Raw genomic sequence first — 16,216 nt, 5'->3', positions numbered from 1 at the left:
CCGGGCCATGGCGGTGAGTTGGGTGTTAGGATACGGCGTTCTATGAATAAGGACGGTGATTCATGCAGACACCGGCTCGGTGGTGGCGCTCACGGGGATGGGGCGGCCGCGCTCTGGCGATTCTGGCGGCGTTGTACGTGCTCTACGCCCTGGTGGTGTTCTTCCTGCTGCCCGGCTGGGTCCGGGACCAGGCCCGCGAGCGGTTGACCGACCTGCTGGGCCGGGAGGTGACCCTGGAACGGGTGGCCCTCAACCCCTTCACCTTGTCGGTGACCGCCGAAGGGTTCTCGGTGGCGGACCCGGACACCGGCACCCTGGCGCGCTTCGACCGCCTCTATCTCAACGCCGAGCTGTGGTCCTCCCTGTTCCATTGGCGCCCCTGGGTGGGCGACCTGGACCTGGAGGGGCTGGACGCGCGGCTGCGCCGCGATGCGGACGGCGCCCTCAACCTGGACGACATCATCGCCCGCCTGGGCCGCGAGGACCCGGCCGCCGACGAGCCGGAGACGGCGGACCAGGAGGCCGGCCCGCCGGCCTTCACGGTGGAACACCTGCGCCTGAGCGGCGGCGGCCTGGACCTGATCGACGCCGCCGGCGACGCCCCGGTGACCCTGACCCTGCCCGTGGCCTTCACCATCGACGACCTGACCACCCGTGGCGTGGGCGAGGACGACAACCGCTACCAGCTGCGCGTGGAAGGCCCGGACGGCGGCACCCTGGACTGGGACGGCCGCTTCCATTTCGCGCCGTTCAGCGTCGACGGCCACCTGAGCATGGAAAAGGTGGACCTGGTGTCCTTCGGCCGCCTGCTGGCGCCCCATGTGCGGTTCCAGGTGCCGGCCGGGGTGCTGGGCCTGGGCGCCGACTACCGCTTCAGCGCCGAGCCCGGCCAGAGCCTCACCGTGGACAACGGCGAGCTGACCCTGGATGGCCTGCGCATCCGCCCCCAGGACAGCGACCAGGACAGCGTGACGGTGCCGGAGCTGGCGATGACCGGCGTCGCCCTGGACACCGCCGGGCGCACGCTCACGGTGCCCGAGGTGACGGTGCGCGATCCCGCCGCCCGGGCGGTGCTCACCGACCAGGGCCTGGACCTGGCCACCCTGTTCCTGCCCGACGATCCGCAACGGGCGGAACGGGCCAAGGAGGAGGTGCGCGAGCGCGCCGAGGACACCGCCGAGGAGCTGCGCCAGGGGGAGGCGGACTGGCGCATCCGCCTGGACCGCTTCGCCGTGGAAGGCGCCGCTGCCGTGTTCCGCGACGCCACCCTGGCCACGCCCCGGGAGCTGACGCTCACCGACGGCGCCCTGACGATCAGTGATTTCCGCCTGGACCAGGACGGCGTGCGCTGGCAATGGCAGGGCGACACCAAGGTGCTGGAGCAGGGCACCCTGAGCCATTCCGGCGAGGGCCGCCTGGCGCCGCTGGACCTCAAGGCGAAGCTGAAATTCGACGGCCTGCCCCTGGCCACCCTGTCGCCCTGGGTGGAGGCGGCGGTGCCGATCACCGTGGACCAGGGCCGCGCCGGCGGCGACCTGGCGCTGGCGGTGAGCGGCGACGGCCCCACGGTGACCCTCACCGGCCGCGCCAGCGTGGCGGACGGGGCCCTGTCCGAGAGCGGCCGGCGCTTCCTGTCGGTGGCCAACCTGAGCGCCGACGGCCTGACCGTGAACACCGGCGACGAACGGGTGGCCATCGACGGCCTCGCCGCCCGTGGCCTGGATTTTCTGCACGTGCTCGACGACCAGGGCCGGAGCCTGGGCGCGCGCCTGGGCGGCGACGGCGCCGAGGACGACGGCGGCGCCCCCTGGCGGGTGCGGCTGGGCCGGGTGTCGGTGAAGGATTCGCGGCTGGCGCACCGGGATCTGACCCTGTCGCCGGAATACCAGGTCACCGTGGAGGACTGGCGCGGCCACATGGACGACTTCGATACCGCCGGCGGCAAAGCCCGGGTGGACACCCGGGGCGAGGTCAACGGCACCGCCACCCTGACCCTGCAAGGGACCGTGGACGCCCAGCCCCTGACCCTGGATCTGGACGGCAGCCTCAAGGGCTACGGCATGGAGACCCTGACCCCGTTCACCGCCCGTTACCTGGGCTTCGGCGTGGAGCGGGGCCGCCTGGACGTGCAGTCCGAGGTGAGCCTCAAGGACCAGCGACTGGACAGCACCACCCTGGTGGCCGCGGACGACTTCTACCTGGGCGACCGGGTGCAAAGCGACCAGGCCATGGACATACCGGTGAAGCTGGGCCTGTCCGTGCTGCGCGACGGCTCCGGCATGATCCGCCTGCCGGTGAGTTTGTCCGGGGATCTGTCGGACCCGGACTTCAGCGTCGGCGGTCTGGTGTTCCGGGTGCTGCGCAACGTGCTGGTGAAAGCGGCCACGGCGCCGTTTTCCATGCTCGCCGGCCTGGTGGGCGGCGGCGACGGCGACCTGGAGTACGTACCCTATGCCGCCGGCGCGGACCGGCCCGGGCCGGACACCCGCCAGGCCCTGGGCACCCTGGCGGAGATTCTCGGCCAGCGCGAAAACCTGACCCTGGTGCTCACCGGCCAGGCCAACGGCGACGACCGCCGTGCCCTGGGCGAGGCGCGGCTGGTGGACGAGATGGGCGGCGACTGGCGCGGCCTGGACACCGCCCTGACCGGGGAAGAGGGGCGCGAACGGATTCTGGACCTTTATCGGGACCGTCTCGACGCGGACCCCGCCGGCCTCGGCGACGACGACACCGAGCGTGCCCGCCAGGCCTGGCGGCGCCTGCTGGAGAACGCCGCCGACGGCGTGGACGGCGACGCCCTGGTGGACCTGGCGGCAACCCGCGCCGAGCGCGCGCGCCGCATCCTCACCGATGAGCTGGGCCTGGAGGCGGAGCGCGTGCGCCTGGCGGAACCGCGCCCGGACGGTGACCGGGCCGGCGTGGCCCTGGGCGCCGAGGGCCTCTGATGGCGGTGATCTGGGAACGGCGGGAAGACGGGGTGCTCTATCAGGTGCGTCGCCAGGGCGCCCGCATGCGGCTGTTCGCCAACGGCGTGCAGCATTCGGAGTTCCACCCCAAGCGCCTGGTCACCGGCAGCGTCTGGGACCTGCTGTGGCTGCCGGCCCTGCTCGGCGACCCGGCGCGCCTGCGCCGGGTGCTGATCCTGGGCCTGGGCGGCGGCTCCCTGGTGCCGCCGCTGCGCGCGCTATTGGCCCCGGAGCGGCTGGTGGCGGTGGAGCTGGATGCCCACCATCTGGCGGTGGCCCGGGAGGTGTTCTCGGTGGTCCAGCCCGGCGAGCAAACCGTGCTGGGCGACGCCGTGGCCTGGCTCCAGGCCTACGACGGCGAACCCTTCGATCTGATCATCGAGGACCTGTTCGCCCCCAGTAACGAGGCGGTGAGCCGGGCGGTGCCCGCGGACAAGGCGTGGCTGGCCACCCTGGAACGCCACGTCAGCGACCACGGCACCCTGGTGATGAACTTCGGGGATTACACCGAATACCGGGCCAGCCACGCCGGCGACGCGGAGACCATGGCGGCCTGGAGCAGCCGCTTCCGGCTGTCCTGCGCGGACTGCCACAACGCGGTGATCGCCTTCACCCGGGACCCGGCGCGCAGCATTCATCTGCGCCGCCGGGTGCAGGCCCACCCGGAGTTGGGCAAGGCCCTGCGCAAGGGCAAGCTGGAGTACCACATCCGCCAGCTCGATTAGCGCGGCGCTCAGCCGTAGCGTTTCTCGTTGAGCGCCTGAATCCGGTCATCCAACGGCGGATGGGAACGGAACAAAGCGGCGATGCCATGGCGCACGCCGCCGTTGATGCCGAAGGCCACCAGGGAATCCGGCATCTGGTTGGGCACCTCGTACTCGGCCTTCAGGCGCTGCAGGGCGCCGATCATGTCGCGGCGGTCCGCCAGTTGCGCGCCGGCCACGTCGGCCCGGTATTCCCGGCGCCGGGAGAACCACATGACGATGGTGCTGGCGGCGATGCCGAAGATGATCTCGGCGATGAACACCACGATGTAGTAGCCGAAGCCCAGCCCGCCGCCACCGTCCCGGCGCAGGAAGCTGTCCACCACCGAGCCCACCACCCGGGCGGCGAAGATCACGAAGGTGTTCACCACCCCCTGGATCAGGCTCAGGGTCACCATGTCGCCGTTGGCCACGTGGCCGATTTCGTGGGCCAGCACGGCGCGCACTTCTTCCGGGCGGAAGCGCTGCAGCATGCCCTGGGACACCGCCACCAGGGCGTCGTTCTTGTTCCAGCCGGTGGCGAAGGCGTTGGATTGCTGGGCCGGGAACACGCCCACCTCGGGCATCTTGATGCCGGCCTTGTCGGACAGCTCGCGGACCGTGTCCAGCAGCCATTTCTCGCCGCTGTTGGAAGGCTGCTTGATGGTCTGTACCCGGGCCGACCACTTGGCCATGGGCTTGGAAATCAGCAGCGACACGAACGAGCCGGCGAAACCGAACACGGCGCTGAAGATCAGCAGATTGCCCAGATTCAGGCCGCTGCCGCTCTGAGCCAGGTAGGAATTCACGCCCAGCAGGCTCAGGGTGATGCTGGCGACCACGATCACCGCCAGGTTGGTCAGCAGAAACAGCGCGATGCGCATCATTCCGAAGGTTCTCCCACAAATGAAAAAGCCAGTTCTCAATGGGGGCGAGGCGGTTGTGTTCAAGCCCGGGCGCGGCGATACTCGCCGCCTTTGAGCCGTCCCTGATCCCCGCATCATGACCCCACAGAACGTAGACCTATTGGCGCCGTTCCTGGTTCCCCCGAAGGACGCCCGGCACCGCCTTTTTCACGGCCGTGGCAAGACCCTGCTCGGCTGGGAAGGGCTGACCCTTGACCGGTTCCCCCCGGTTTTGGTGGCCACCCTGTTCGACGATTATCCGGAGCCGCTGCGCGCCGCCCTGGAAGCGCGCCTGAGCGAGGCGCTGCCCGCCCTGGGCTGCGACACCCTGGTGTGCCAGCACCGCCACCGCCGCCCGGCGGAAACCCGGGTGGTGCACGGCGCGTTGCCGGCCACCCCCTGGGCGGAGGAGGGCGGTCTGCGCTACCGGCTGGATTTCGAACGCGGCCAGAACCTCGGTTTCTTCGCCGACATGGCCCCGGGCCGGGCCTGGCTGCGCGAACGCGCCCGGGGCAAGCGGGTGCTGAATCTGTTCAGCTTCACCTGCGCCTTCTCCGTGGCGGCCCTGGCCGGCGGCGCCGAGCGGGTGGTCAACATCGACCTGTCCCGGCCGGCCCTGGCCCTGGGCCAGGCTAACCAGCAAGCCAACGGCTTCGGCGACGCCGAGGCGCACTACCTGCCGCACAATGTGTTCCGCAGCTGGAAGAAACTGCACAGCCTGGGCCGCTATGACCTGATCGTGGCGGACCCGCCCAGCGCCCAGAGAGGCAGCTTTCAGGTGGAGCGGGACTACGCCAAGGTGCTGCGGCGGCTGCCCAAGCTGCTGGCGCCGGAGGCGGAGCTGCTGATCTGCCTGAACGCGCCCTGGCTGGACCAGGAATGGCTTCAGGCGCTGGTGGCCGACAACCTGCCCGGCGCCACCCTGGCGGCCGCGCTGCCCGGCGCCCCCGGCTTCGACGAGGCCGCCGAACCGGCGCTCAAGGCGCTCGCCTACCGGTATGTTCGGCCGGTGGACTCTCCATCGGAGACGCGGAGTGGCGAGGCTCCCACCTTTCAATAACCCGCCGTTGCGGTTCACCTCGAAGCGGAGTGGCGTGGCCCCCTTTCCGGGACCCTGTTTGACAGGATGTCAAACCGGGAGCCCCCAGGGATGGGTTCACGGCGTTCCCGGAAAGGGGGCCACGCCACTCCGCGCCTCCGATGGAGAACCTACCGATGTCGCCTCGACGTCAGCGACCAGCGGGCGCGGAGGAGAGCAGGGCGCGCACCAGGGTCTTGAGGGTGGGGGAGTGGCCCTCGCGCAGGGCCTCGTGCAGCTGCTCCGCCAGGCTCAGCCGCTCGGCGCGCACCGAATCCGGCAGCGCCGCCGGCGGCGGCGCCGGCAAGGGATCGCTGGGCGCGGTAAGCAGCAGGAAGGCGTGCCGGCTGAGCACCGCCTCCTCGATGCCCTCCTGGAAGATGGTGTCCCCGAAACGCAGGTAGCCTTCCTCGGCCAGCCACAGCATGGCCCCCAGGCAACTCAGGTGGCGCTTGCTGTGCAGGCCCACCTCGTCGAGCTGGTCCGGGCCGCACAGGTCCTCCACGTACACCGCCGCGGGGCGCGGAAAGCTGGCGTACAGCTGCAGCAGAATGCGCGCGCAATCCTGGCTGAAGTCGTCGATATGGAGGTGCATGGCCACGGGCGTTACTTCTTGCGGATGCGGTCCAGGTACTCGGCGATGCGGCCGATGGAATCCTGCAGGTCGTCCAGGCGCGGCAGGAACACCACCCGGAAGTGATCCGGGTTGGGCCAGTTGAAGGCGGTGCCCTGCACCACCAGCACTTTTTCCTGGCGCAGCAGGTCGAGCACGAAGGCCTCGTCGTCCTGGAACGGGAACACCTTGGGGTCCAGTTTCGGGAACAGGTAGAGCGCCGACCTGGGCTTCACGCAGCTCACGCCGGGAATGCTGTCCAGCATTTCCCACGCCTTGTCGCGCTGGCGGCCCAGTCGTCCGGTGGGCAGCACCAGATCGCTGATGCTCTGGTAGCCGCCCAGGGCGGCCTGGATCGCGTGCTGGCTGGGCACGTTGGCGCACAGCCGCATGCTGGCCAGCATGTCCAGGCCCTCGATATAGCTTTCCGCCCGGTACTTGGCGCCGGAGATCACCATCCAGCCGGCGCGGAAGCCGGCGGCCCGGTAGTTCTTGGACAGGCCGTTGAAGGTGATGCACAGCAGATCCTCGGCCATGGAGGCGATGGAGGTGTGCACCTCGTCGTCATAGAGGATCTTGTCGTAGATTTCGTCGGCGAAGATGATCAGGTCGTGCTCGCGGGCGATCTTGACCATTTCCTGGAGCAGGGCGGGATCGTAGTTGGCGCCGGTGGGATTGTTCGGGTTGATGATCACCAGCGCCTTGGTGCGGTCGGTGATCTTGGCGCGGATGTCGTCCAGGGCCGGTTGCCAGTCCTGTTTCTCGTCGCACAGGTAGTGCACCGGGTTGCCGCCGGACAGCCGCACGGCGGCGGTCCACAGCGGATAGTCCGGTGCCGGCAGCAACACCTCGTCGCCGTTGTTGAGCAGCGCCTGCATGGCCATCACGATCAGCTCGGACACGCCGTTGCCGATGATGATGTCGTCCACGGTCACGTCCGGAATGCCCTTGGTCTGGGTATACTGCATCACCGCCTTGCGGGCCGGGAACAGACCCTTGGAGTGGCAGTAGCCGGTGGAGTCGGGCAGGTTGTGAATCACGTCCTGCAGCAATTCCTCCGGTGCTTCGAAACCGAACGGCGCCGGGTTGCCGATGTTGAGTTTGATCACCCGGTGGCCTTCGTCCTCGAGCCGGTGCGCCTCGCGCAGCACCGGGCCGCGAATGTCGTAGCAGACATCGTGGAGTTTGTCGGATTTGCTGACCGTGGTTCGATTGCCGCTCATGAAACTCGTCCGTCCTGGTCCGGGTAAAGACCGGAATTCTACAATGGCGGGAAAATACTGTATATGAAGCAGCCGCGAGAGGAAGACGATGATTGAATTCAGGGACCTGATGGCGCTGGCGGTGAACCGCAAGGGCGGCGTCAAACAGGTCGAGGCGCAATTGCCGGCGGTGAAAACGCCGGCCCAATTGCGTAAGCCCGACGACGCTTTCTATTTTTCGGCGTTGACCCGGCGCATCTTCCGCGCCGGCCTCACCCATACCCTGGTGGACGCCAAGTGGCCGGTCTTCGAGGAGGTCTTCTTCGGCTTCGATCCGGAAAAGCTGGTGCTGATGCCGGACACCATGCTCGAGGAGCGCATGCAGGACACCCGCCTGATCCGCCATTGGGGCAAGATGAAGGCGATTCGGCACAATGCCCAGCTGGTTCTGGACCTGCGCCAGGAATACGGGTCGGTGGGCGACTGGCTGGCGGACTGGCCCGCCGACGACACCGTGGGCATGTGGCAGCTGCTCAAGAAACGCGGCAAGCAGCTGGGCGGCAATTCCGGGGCGGCTTTCCTGCGCATGGTGGGCCGCGACACCTGGTACCCCACCGGCGACGTGGTGGCGGCGCTGAAGGGCCATAACATCATCGACAAGGCGCCGGCCAGCCAGCGCGACCAGCGCGCTGCCCAGGCCGCCTTCAACCAGTGGCAGGCGGAGTCCGGCCGGCCCCAGGCGCACATCAGCAAGATCCTCGCCTTCACCGTGGGCTGAGCGGGCCGGGCACGGGTCTCGTTACAAACAAAACTTTTTGACAGCGGGTGCCCGGAATAGGAACATAAATAAGAATTATTCACTTTAAAGCAGTGGAAACCGGTTTCATGACCCATCTCAAGCGGCGCCCCCGGGGCGTCTTTTTGTTGTTGTCCCTCTTCGCGCTGTCCCTGTCCGCCCTGACCGCCACCGCCCGGGCGGCGGACCAGACCGCCCTGGTGCAGTTGGTGGAATACGTGGGCGCGGACTACATCAACGCGGTGCAGGACGGGGAGATCGTCAGCGACGCGGAATACGCGGAGATGGACGAATTCACCGCGCTGCTCAGCGAAGGCATCGAGGGCCTGCCCCAGGCCGAGGGCAAGGACGTGCTGCTGGGCCAGGCCCGCGACCTGGAAGCGGCGGTGGACGACAAAGCCCCGGAGGGGCGTATTCAGGGTCTGGCGCAGAAGATCCGCGGCTCCCTGGTGGACGTCTACGGCCTGCCGGTGGTGCCCAAGGCGGCGCCGGACATGGCCGCCGCCGAGCAGCTCTACCAGACCCACTGCGTCGCCTGCCACGGCCCGGAAGGGCGCGGCGACGGCCCCGCCGGCGCCGCCCTGGAGCCGGCGCCCACGGACTTCCATGAGCGCGCCCGCTACATGGGCCGCTCGGTGCTGGGCCTGTACACCACCATCACCGGCGGCGTGGAAGGCACCGGCATGGCCGGCTACCAGGAGCAGCTCAGCGACGCGGAGCGCTGGGCCCTGGCGTTCTACGTGGGCAGCAAGGCGGTGCCCGCCGACGAAGCCGAGGCCGGCAAGCAGGCCCTGGCCGGTAACCAGGAACTGAAAACCGACATGACCCTGGACACGGTGATCGCCAAGGCGCCGGCGGACGCCCGCGACGCCTACGGCGACGACGCCCTGGCCGCCATGGGCTACCTGCGCAGCGAGCCCGGGGCCCTGTTCAGCCAGAACCGGTTCGTGGAAATCAGCGCCGCCAAGCTGGCCGAGGCGGACCAGGCCTACGCCGCCGGCGACCGCGCCGCCGCCCGGTCGGCGGCGCTGTCCGCCTATCTGGACGGCTTCGAGATGCTGGAATCGCAGATCTCCGCCATCGACCGGGAGCTGATGCGCAGCACCGAACGCCAGTTCATGGCGGTGCGCGAGGCGATCCAGGAGAGCGCCCCCGCCGAGGAAGTCAGTGAGCGCGTGGCCGAGGCCCAGGCCGGCCTGAACCAGGCCGCCGACGCCCTGGGCGGCGACGGCCTGAGCGCCACCGCCACCTTCTCGGCGAGCTTCTTCATCCTGTTCCGGGAAGGCCTGGAAGCGCTGCTGATCGTGGCCGCGCTGCTCACCTTCACCCGCAAGGCCGGTGCCACCTCAGCCACCCGCCATATCCACCTGGGCTGGGTGGTGGCGATCCTGGCCGGCGTGGCCACCTGGTTCGCCGCTTCCACGGTGATCAACTTCAGCGGCGCCTCCCGGGAGCTCACCGAGGGCATCGCCGGCCTGGTGGCGGCGGCGATCCTGTTCTACGTGGGCTTCTGGATGCACAGCAATTCCAACAGCCAGAAGTGGCTGGGCTACCTGAAGGGCAAGGTGGACACCGCCCTGGGCAGCGGCACCATCTGGACGCTGACCTTCGTGGCCTTCATCTCCGTGTACCGGGAGATGTTCGAGACCATCCTGTTCTACCAGGCCCTGTGGACCCAGGTCACCGAGGCCACCCAGCCGTTCCTGCTGTACGGCATGGGCGCCGCCCTGGTGGCGCTGGCGGTGGTGTGCGTGCTGATCTTCCGGCTCGGCATGAAGCTGCCCCTGGGGCTGTTCTTCAAGGCCACCAGTCTGGTGCTGCTGGTGCTGTCGGTGATCCTGCTCGGCAAGGGCATCGCCGCCCTGCAGGAAGCCGGCCTGCTCAACGCCAACTACCTGCCGGGCTGGCCCACGGTGGAGTGGGTGGGCTTCTTCCCCACCCTCCAGGGCGCCCTGGCCCAGGCGGTGGCGGTGGTGCTGGCGGTGCTGGCCTGGTGGCGCTCCGGGCGGTCCGCCGCCTAGCCGCCCGCGGCGCTTGTCATTAAGGACGGGCGCGTTAGGCTGGGGCTCCCCGATTCGGATCGAGCCCCATGCCGCCCATCGCCGCCAACCTGACCCTGCTGTTCACTGAACTGCCGTTCCTGGAACGCTTCGCCGCCGCCCGCGCGGCGGGCTTCCGGGGCGTGGAGTTCCTGTTTCCCTATGCCTGGCCGCCGGCCGAGGTGAAAGCCGCCCTGGACGACAACGGCCTGGTGCCGGTGCTGTTCAACCTGCCCGCCGGGGACTGGGACGCCGGCGAGCGCGGCCTGGCCGGGCTGCCCGGCCGGGAGGCGGCGTTCCGCGATGGCCTGGAGCGGGCCCTGGACTACGCCGAGGCGCTGGGCTGCCCGCGTCTGCACGCCATGGCCGGCATTCCCGGCGCCGCCGTGGACCCGGAGCGGGCCCGGGTCACCCTGATCGACAACCTGGGCCACGCCGCCGAGCGCGCCGCCGCGCGCGGCCGGGTGCTGACCCTGGAGCCCATCAACAGCCGCCTGGACATGCCCGGTTACCTGATCGACACGCCGGCCCGGGCGTTGTCGGTGATCCAGGCGGTGGGCGAGCCTTCACTACGCCTGCAGTACGATCTGTACCATGCCCGGGTGATGGGCGAGGACCTGGACGCGTCCCTGGCCCAGTGCCTGCCGTGGATCGAGCACGTGCAGTTCGCCGATTGTCCGGGGCGCCACCAGCCGGGCACCGGCTCGCTGCCCCTGGCGGCGCTGCTGGCGCGCCTGGACGCCCTGGGCTACCGGGGCTGGGCCAGCGCCGAATATCACCCGCGGGGACCCACCGCCGATTCGCTGGCCTGGCTGGCGAACCTTGGCGGCGATTCGGAGTCCCTTTCTGTCAACGGCAAAGGAGAGACGCATTGATGAGAAGCTGGGGTGGCAAGATCATCGTCGGCCTGCTGGGCATGCTGGTGGGCGGGCCCATCGGCCTGATCGTCGGCGTGCTGGTGGGCCACTTCCTGGACCGGGGCGTGGAGCGGGTGCGCACCTTCAACCCGTTCCGACCCTACGCCCCCGGCGAGAAGGAAGCCCTGCAGGACGCCCTGTTCTCGGCGGTGTTCTCGATCATGGGCCATCTGGCCAAGGCGGACGGCCGCGTCAGCGAGCAGGAGATCGGCCAGGCCGAGGCGGCGATGACCCGCATGCAGCTGGACGCGGAGCAGCGCCGCCGGGCCCAGGAGGCGTTCCGGCGCGGCAAGGCGGATGATTTCCCCCTGGACGGCACGGTGGCGGAGTTTCGCCAGCAGGTGCGCCATCGCCGCCACCTGGTGGTGGTGTTCCTGGAAATGCTGCTGCAGACCGCCCTGGCGGACGGCGACCTGCACGCCGAGGAGGAACGCATCCTCTACCGGGTGGCCGCTGGTCTGGGCGTGCCGGAGGCGCAGTTCCGCCAGATCCTCAACATGATCCTGGCCCAGGCGCGCTTCGGCGGTGCCGGGGCCGGCGGTGGCGCCGGCGGCGCGGCGGATGCCTCGCGGCCGTCGCTGAGCCAGGCCTACCAGGTGCTGGGGGTGGCCGAGTCCGCCTCCGACCAGGAGGTGAAGAAGGCCTACCGCAAGCTGATGAGCGAGAACCACCCGGACAAGCTGGCCGCCCGGGGCGTGCCCGAGGAGATGATCCGCATGGCCACGGAGAAGACCGCCGAGATCAGCAAGGCCTATGAAATGATCAAGGAATCCCGGGGCTTCCGCTGAGATGACAAGGCCGCCCCGGCGGTAGTAATTTGGACAGTCGTGACACTGACACGCGGCGCCGTCCGGCGCCGCCCGTACGCGGAAGGAGTAGCCGCCATGCTCGGAGAGTCGCACAGCATTCACCATGAATTTCCCGAACACCGCGAGCGCATCGACGCGCTGATGAAGGAGGAACAGGCGTTCCGTGACCGGGTGGAGGAGCACGACCGCCTGGACAAGACCATTCGGGGCCTGGAGCTGCGCGAAAACCCCATCGCCGACCGTGACCTGGAGGCCATGAAGGCCGAGCGGCTGCATCTCAAGGATGTGATCCTGCGCCGCCTGAACGGTGACTGACCTTTAAAACGGGGGCGCCATCCCCATCTGGGTAGGCATTCATTCCGGCTCGGGAGGCCCGATGACTGCATATTCCATTCTCGATCTCGCCCCGATCCTGCGTGGCGGCGACGCCGGCCAGGCGTTGCGCAACTCGCTGGATCTGGCCCGCCACGCGGAGCAGTGGGGCTATACCCGCTACTGGGTGGCGGAACACCACAACATGCCCGGCGTGGCCAGCGCCGCCACCAGCGTGGTGATCGGCCACATCGCCGCCGGCACCCAGCGCATTCGCGTGGGGTCCGGCGGCGTCATGCTGCCCAACCACGCGCCCCTGGTGATCGCCGAGCAGTTCGGCACCCTGGCGGCCCTGTTCCCGGGCCGCATCGACCTGGGCCTGGGCCGTGCCCCGGGCACCGACATGGAAACCGCCCGCGCCCTGCGCCGGGATCTGAACAGCAACGCCATGGAGTTCCCCCGGGACGTGGCCGAGCTGCAGGGCTACCTAGACGATCCGTCCCCGGACCAGCGCGTGAGAGCGGTGCCCGGCGCCGGCAGCAAGGTGCCGCTGTGGCTGCTCGGTTCCAGCCTGTTCAGTGCCCGCCTGGCGGCGCAAATGGGGCTGCCGTTCGCGTTCGCCTCGCACTTCGCTCCGGAGTCCCTGGAAGAGGCGCTGCACGTCTACCGCACCCATTTCCAGCCCTCGGAACAGCTCGACAAGCCCTACGCCGCCGCCGGCGTCAGCGTGTTCGCCGCCGACACCGACGAGGAGGGCGCTTTCCTGGCCACCTCCATGCAGCAGCAGTTCGTCAATCTGCGCCGGGGCCGGCCGGGGCCGTTGCCGCCGCCGGTGGAGAACATGGACGAGGTCTGGTCGCCCATGGAGGCCCACGGCGTGCGTCAGGCGATGAAATACGCCATGATCGGCTCCCCGGATACGGTGATGGCGGGCCTGCGTGAATTCCGCGACCGCACCAACGTGGACGAGTTGATCATCACCGGCGGGATTTTCGATCACGATAAACGGCTGCGCTCGTTCGACATCGCCGCGCGGCTCTGCCGGGACCTGTAATCCGCTGACGGGTCCCCGCGACAGGGGGCTCGTCCTTGCATTCACCTCGATCGCGGCGGTCGCCAGGGCACTGGTGGCGCGTCGCCTTTCTGTTTCTGCCGCTGGCCTGGCTGATCGCCATGCCGGCGGCGGCGTCGCCGGCCCGCCTGGGCCCGGATCTGCCCTACACCGTGATGGCCGATCCGGTTGGCGACGCCGGGCCGGACGCCATGCTGCCGGCGCTGCGCCAGGGCGCCCCACGGAGCGGGATCTTCTCGCGCGGCTACACGCGCACCGTGTTCTGGCTGCGGGTGGTGCTGCCGCCGGCGCGGGTGGCCGACGGCGAACACTGGCTGGAACTCAAGCCCAATTTCGTCGACGACATCCGCCTGTTCTACCGGCCCCTGGGCAGCGACGGGCCCTGGCGCCAGCGCCGCGCCGGCGACACCTTCGACGGGCCCATCGGCGACATCGACCACCGTTTCTCCCTGTTCGTGCTGCCGCCGGACGAGCGCGGCTACGAGATGCTGTTCCGGGTCGCCAGCAGCAGCGCCGTGCTGTTGCAGATGAATGTCTGGAACCCGGAGGAGTTCCTGCCTGCCGCCTCCCGCGCCACCGCGTTCTGGAGCTTTTACTTCGGGCTCGCCACCCTGTCGGCGTTGCTGGCCCTGGTACTGGCGGTGGTGCTGCGCACCCGCTTGCTGTGGTCGGTTACCGGCATGTCCGCCGCCTATGTGCTGGTGGCCTGCATCCAGGGTTACGTGGCCTGGATGGTCCCGGGCATCGGTTGGCGTTTGCAGCATTACCTCACCAGCCTGTTCACCCTGGCCGCCTACGGCCTGCTGCTGTGGATGGCCTCGGAGGCGTTGCAGCTGCGCCGGCGCCTGCCCTGGGCCCACCGCCTGCTGATGACCGCCTGCGCGGTGATCCTGGTGCTGCTGTTGAGCGTGCCGCTGGATCTCTACGGCGCCGCGATCCGCGTGCAGAGCCTGGTGTATCTGACCACTTGCGCGGTGTTCGTGACCGCCTGCCTGTATGTGTGGTGGCGGGACCGTTTCCGCCTGTCGTCCGTGTTGCTGGGCCTGAACCCGCTGATCTGCATCGTCGCCAGCCTGTTCGGCCTGTTCTCCACGCTGGGCTGGATCCCCTTTTATCGGCAGATGTACGTGGTCTGGCAGTACGCCCTGATCGTGAACATGCTGATGGTCACCGGTCTGGCGGTCTATCAGGTGCGCGTCAAGCGCCACCGGGAGCGGGAAAGGCTGCAGCTGGCCCGCGCCCTGGAAGTGGAGCGGGAAGCCCGTTTCAATCAGCGCCAGTTCATGGGGCTGGTGGCCCACGAGTTCCGCACGCCGCTGGCGATCATCGCCGCCAGCCTGCAGAATCTGCGCTACCTGGGCGCGTCCGATGCCCGCCAGGTCAGCCGCTACGACAAGATCGGCCGCGCCACCGACCGGCTGGTGCAGCTCACCGACAACTGTCTGGCGGACGCCCGCCTGGACGCCGAGGACCTGTGGCTGGACCGGCGCCGGGTGTGCCTGCGTGAGCTGGTCACCGAGGCCGCGTCCCTGGTACGGCCGGCGGGCCGCCACTGGCGGCTCACCCTGGACGACCAGCCGCCGCCGGCGGTGGCGCCGGCGCGGCCCGCCTGGCTGGACCCGGCGATGATGCGCATCGCGCTGTCCAACGTGATCGACAACGCGGTGAAATACGGCGACGGCGGCCCCCGGGTGGACGTGAGCCGGCGCGGCGATCTCTGGTGCGTGGCGATCCGCGACCACGGGCCGGGCATCCCCGAGGACCGGGTGGCGGTGATCTTCGAGCGTTACCGTCGCGCCGCGCCGGCGGCGGGCCCGGGCGGCGAGCGCGGCGTGGGCCTGGGGCTGTACGTGAGCCGGCAGATCGCCCGTGCCCACGGCGGCGACCTGGTGCTGGCCGACAACGGCCCCAGGGGCTGCTGTTTTCTGTTCACTCTGCCGATGTTGCCGGAGGAGGCGTCGTCCTGATGGAAGCATCCTTTCCCAAACTCGCCATCGTCGAGGACAACGATGACCTGCGCGAGGAATTGCTGTTTTTCCTGCGTCACCAGGGCTATGGCGCCTGGGGCGCGGACAGCGCCGAAACCTTCTGGAAGCATCTGCACCGTAACCCGGTGGACATCGTTCTGATCGACCTGGGCCTGCCCGGCGAGGACGGTTTCGGCGTGGTGGAGTACCTGCATCAGATGGGCGGCTATGGCCTGGTGATCATCACCGCCAAGGGCGGCCAGCAGGAAAAGCTGCGCGCGCTCAACCTGGGCGCCGATCTGTTCCTGGTCAAGCCGCTGAATTTCGCCGATCTGGGCCAGGCGCTGGAGACCCTGGCGGCCCGTTTGCGCCGGGACGCCGCCGCCGATCCGGCCCGGGCGCGCCATGGCGACGGCCCCGGTGGCTGGCGCCTGGACGCCGCCGCCGGCCGGCTGCGCGGGCCCGGCGATCGGCAGCTGGAGCTGTCCCAGCAGGAAACGGCGCTGCTCAGGATTCTGCTGCGCGGCAGCCAGCAGGTGTTTAGCAAGGACGCGCTCCACGATCTCATGTTCGCCCATGCCGACAGTCCGGACACCCACCGCATCGATGTGATTCTCAGCCGCCTGCGGCGCAAGGCCCGGGACAACGGCATCGACCTTCCAATCCGTTCGATCTTCGGCCAGGGCGTGGTGTTCACCGGCACCGTGAACGAAACTTGAGAGTTTTGAGAGAAATGAGACTGACACAGGACCGCTCCGGTCTGGATACTGGCACTTCGATGTCGTCGTGTGATTGCG

General features: G+C 69.1%; 14 protein-coding genes. 11 read left to right on the top strand and 3 right to left on the bottom strand.

The genetic code is table 11. From position 1 onward, the window contains the following. The first annotated feature begins 62 nt into the window (after positions 1–62). Together HMJ39_RS00250 and HMJ39_RS00245 are read left to right on the top strand one after the other, a co-directional pair. Positions 63–2,945 carry a DUF748 domain-containing protein gene (locus HMJ39_RS00250; RefSeq protein WP_194295835.1) on the top strand — a complete coding sequence of 961 codons (2,883 nt, stop codon included), beginning with the start codon at positions 63–65 and terminating at the stop codon, positions 2,943–2,945. Beyond that, positions 2,945–3,691, top strand: coding sequence for a polyamine aminopropyltransferase (locus tag HMJ39_RS00245; protein WP_194295834.1), 747 nt, complete (start codon positions 2,945–2,947; stop codon positions 3,689–3,691). Before HMJ39_RS00250 ends, HMJ39_RS00245 begins: the two co-directional genes overlap by 1 nt. Before the next feature lie 8 nt (positions 3,692–3,699). On the opposite strand, the gene htpX is transcribed toward HMJ39_RS00245, so the two are convergent. Then, positions 3,700–4,596, bottom strand: a complete 897-nt coding sequence (gene htpX / locus HMJ39_RS00240; RefSeq protein ID WP_161385194.1) for a protease HtpX — start codon at positions 4,594–4,596, stop codon at positions 3,700–3,702. A 115-nt stretch (positions 4,597–4,711) separates the two neighbouring features. On the opposite strand from htpX, the gene HMJ39_RS00235 reads away from it, so the two are divergent. After that, positions 4,712–5,674, top strand: coding sequence for a class I SAM-dependent methyltransferase (locus HMJ39_RS00235; protein ID WP_194295833.1), 963 nt, complete (start codon positions 4,712–4,714; stop codon positions 5,672–5,674). Positions 5,675–5,843: 169 nt separating this feature from the next. Here the strand turns inward: HMJ39_RS00235 and HMJ39_RS00230 are convergent, their stop codons facing one another. Beyond that, positions 5,844–6,287, bottom strand: coding sequence for a hypothetical protein (locus HMJ39_RS00230; RefSeq protein ID WP_194295898.1), 444 nt, complete (start codon positions 6,285–6,287; stop codon positions 5,844–5,846). 11 nt (positions 6,288–6,298) lie between these two features. Further along, positions 6,299–7,528, bottom strand: coding sequence for a pyridoxal phosphate-dependent aminotransferase (locus HMJ39_RS00225; RefSeq protein ID WP_161385192.1), 1,230 nt, complete (start codon positions 7,526–7,528; stop codon positions 6,299–6,301). Between the two features lie 88 nt (positions 7,529–7,616). Here HMJ39_RS00225 and HMJ39_RS00220 point away from each other — a divergent pair, with 88 nt between their 5' ends. The 8 genes from HMJ39_RS00220 (at position 7,617) to HMJ39_RS00185 (ending at position 16,138) form a co-directional block, all read left to right on the top strand. Beyond that, positions 7,617–8,285 carry a DNA-3-methyladenine glycosylase I gene (locus tag HMJ39_RS00220; protein WP_194295832.1) on the top strand — a complete coding sequence of 223 codons (669 nt, stop codon included), beginning with the start codon at positions 7,617–7,619 and terminating at the stop codon, positions 8,283–8,285. Positions 8,286–8,392: 107 nt separating this feature from the next. Further along, positions 8,393–10,324: a cytochrome c/FTR1 family iron permease gene (locus HMJ39_RS00215; RefSeq protein WP_194295831.1), complete on the top strand. Its 1,932-nt coding sequence runs from the start codon at positions 8,393–8,395 to the stop codon at positions 10,322–10,324. Positions 10,325–10,392: 68 nt separating this feature from the next. Then, on the top strand, positions 10,393–11,217 hold the full coding sequence (locus tag HMJ39_RS00210; RefSeq protein WP_194295830.1) for a hydroxypyruvate isomerase family protein: 825 nt from the start codon (positions 10,393–10,395) through the stop codon (positions 11,215–11,217). Further along, positions 11,217–12,047 (top strand): co-chaperone DjlA, encoded by an 831-nt coding sequence (gene djlA, locus HMJ39_RS00205; RefSeq protein ID WP_194295829.1) that lies wholly within the window; start codon positions 11,217–11,219, stop codon positions 12,045–12,047. Before HMJ39_RS00210 ends, djlA begins: the two co-directional genes overlap by 1 nt. A gap of 96 nt (positions 12,048–12,143) precedes the next feature. Beyond that, entirely contained in the window at positions 12,144–12,383 is a 240-nt protein-coding gene (locus tag HMJ39_RS00200) for a YdcH family protein (RefSeq protein ID WP_194295828.1), read from the top strand. Between the two features lie 61 nt (positions 12,384–12,444). After that, on the top strand, positions 12,445–13,434 hold the full coding sequence (locus HMJ39_RS00195) for an LLM class flavin-dependent oxidoreductase (protein ID WP_194295827.1): 990 nt from the start codon (positions 12,445–12,447) through the stop codon (positions 13,432–13,434). A gap of 35 nt (positions 13,435–13,469) precedes the next feature. Continuing rightward, complete coding sequence (locus HMJ39_RS00190; RefSeq protein WP_194295826.1) at positions 13,470–15,419, top strand: sensor histidine kinase; 1,950 nt, start codon at positions 13,470–13,472, stop codon at positions 15,417–15,419. Continuing rightward, a complete protein-coding gene (locus HMJ39_RS00185) occupies positions 15,419–16,138 on the top strand; it encodes a response regulator transcription factor (RefSeq protein ID WP_194295825.1) in 720 nt (239 codons plus the stop codon). Before HMJ39_RS00190 ends, HMJ39_RS00185 begins: the two co-directional genes overlap by 1 nt. Positions 16,139–16,216: the final 78 nt, after the last annotated feature.

This window comes from Alloalcanivorax profundimaris, assembly GCF_015265435.1.
Classification (GTDB): Bacteria; Pseudomonadota; Gammaproteobacteria; order Pseudomonadales; family Alcanivoracaceae; genus Alloalcanivorax; species Alloalcanivorax profundimaris.
The sequence above is the reverse complement of the archived record's forward strand: the minus strand, read 5'-3'. Positions and strand labels throughout refer to the sequence as shown.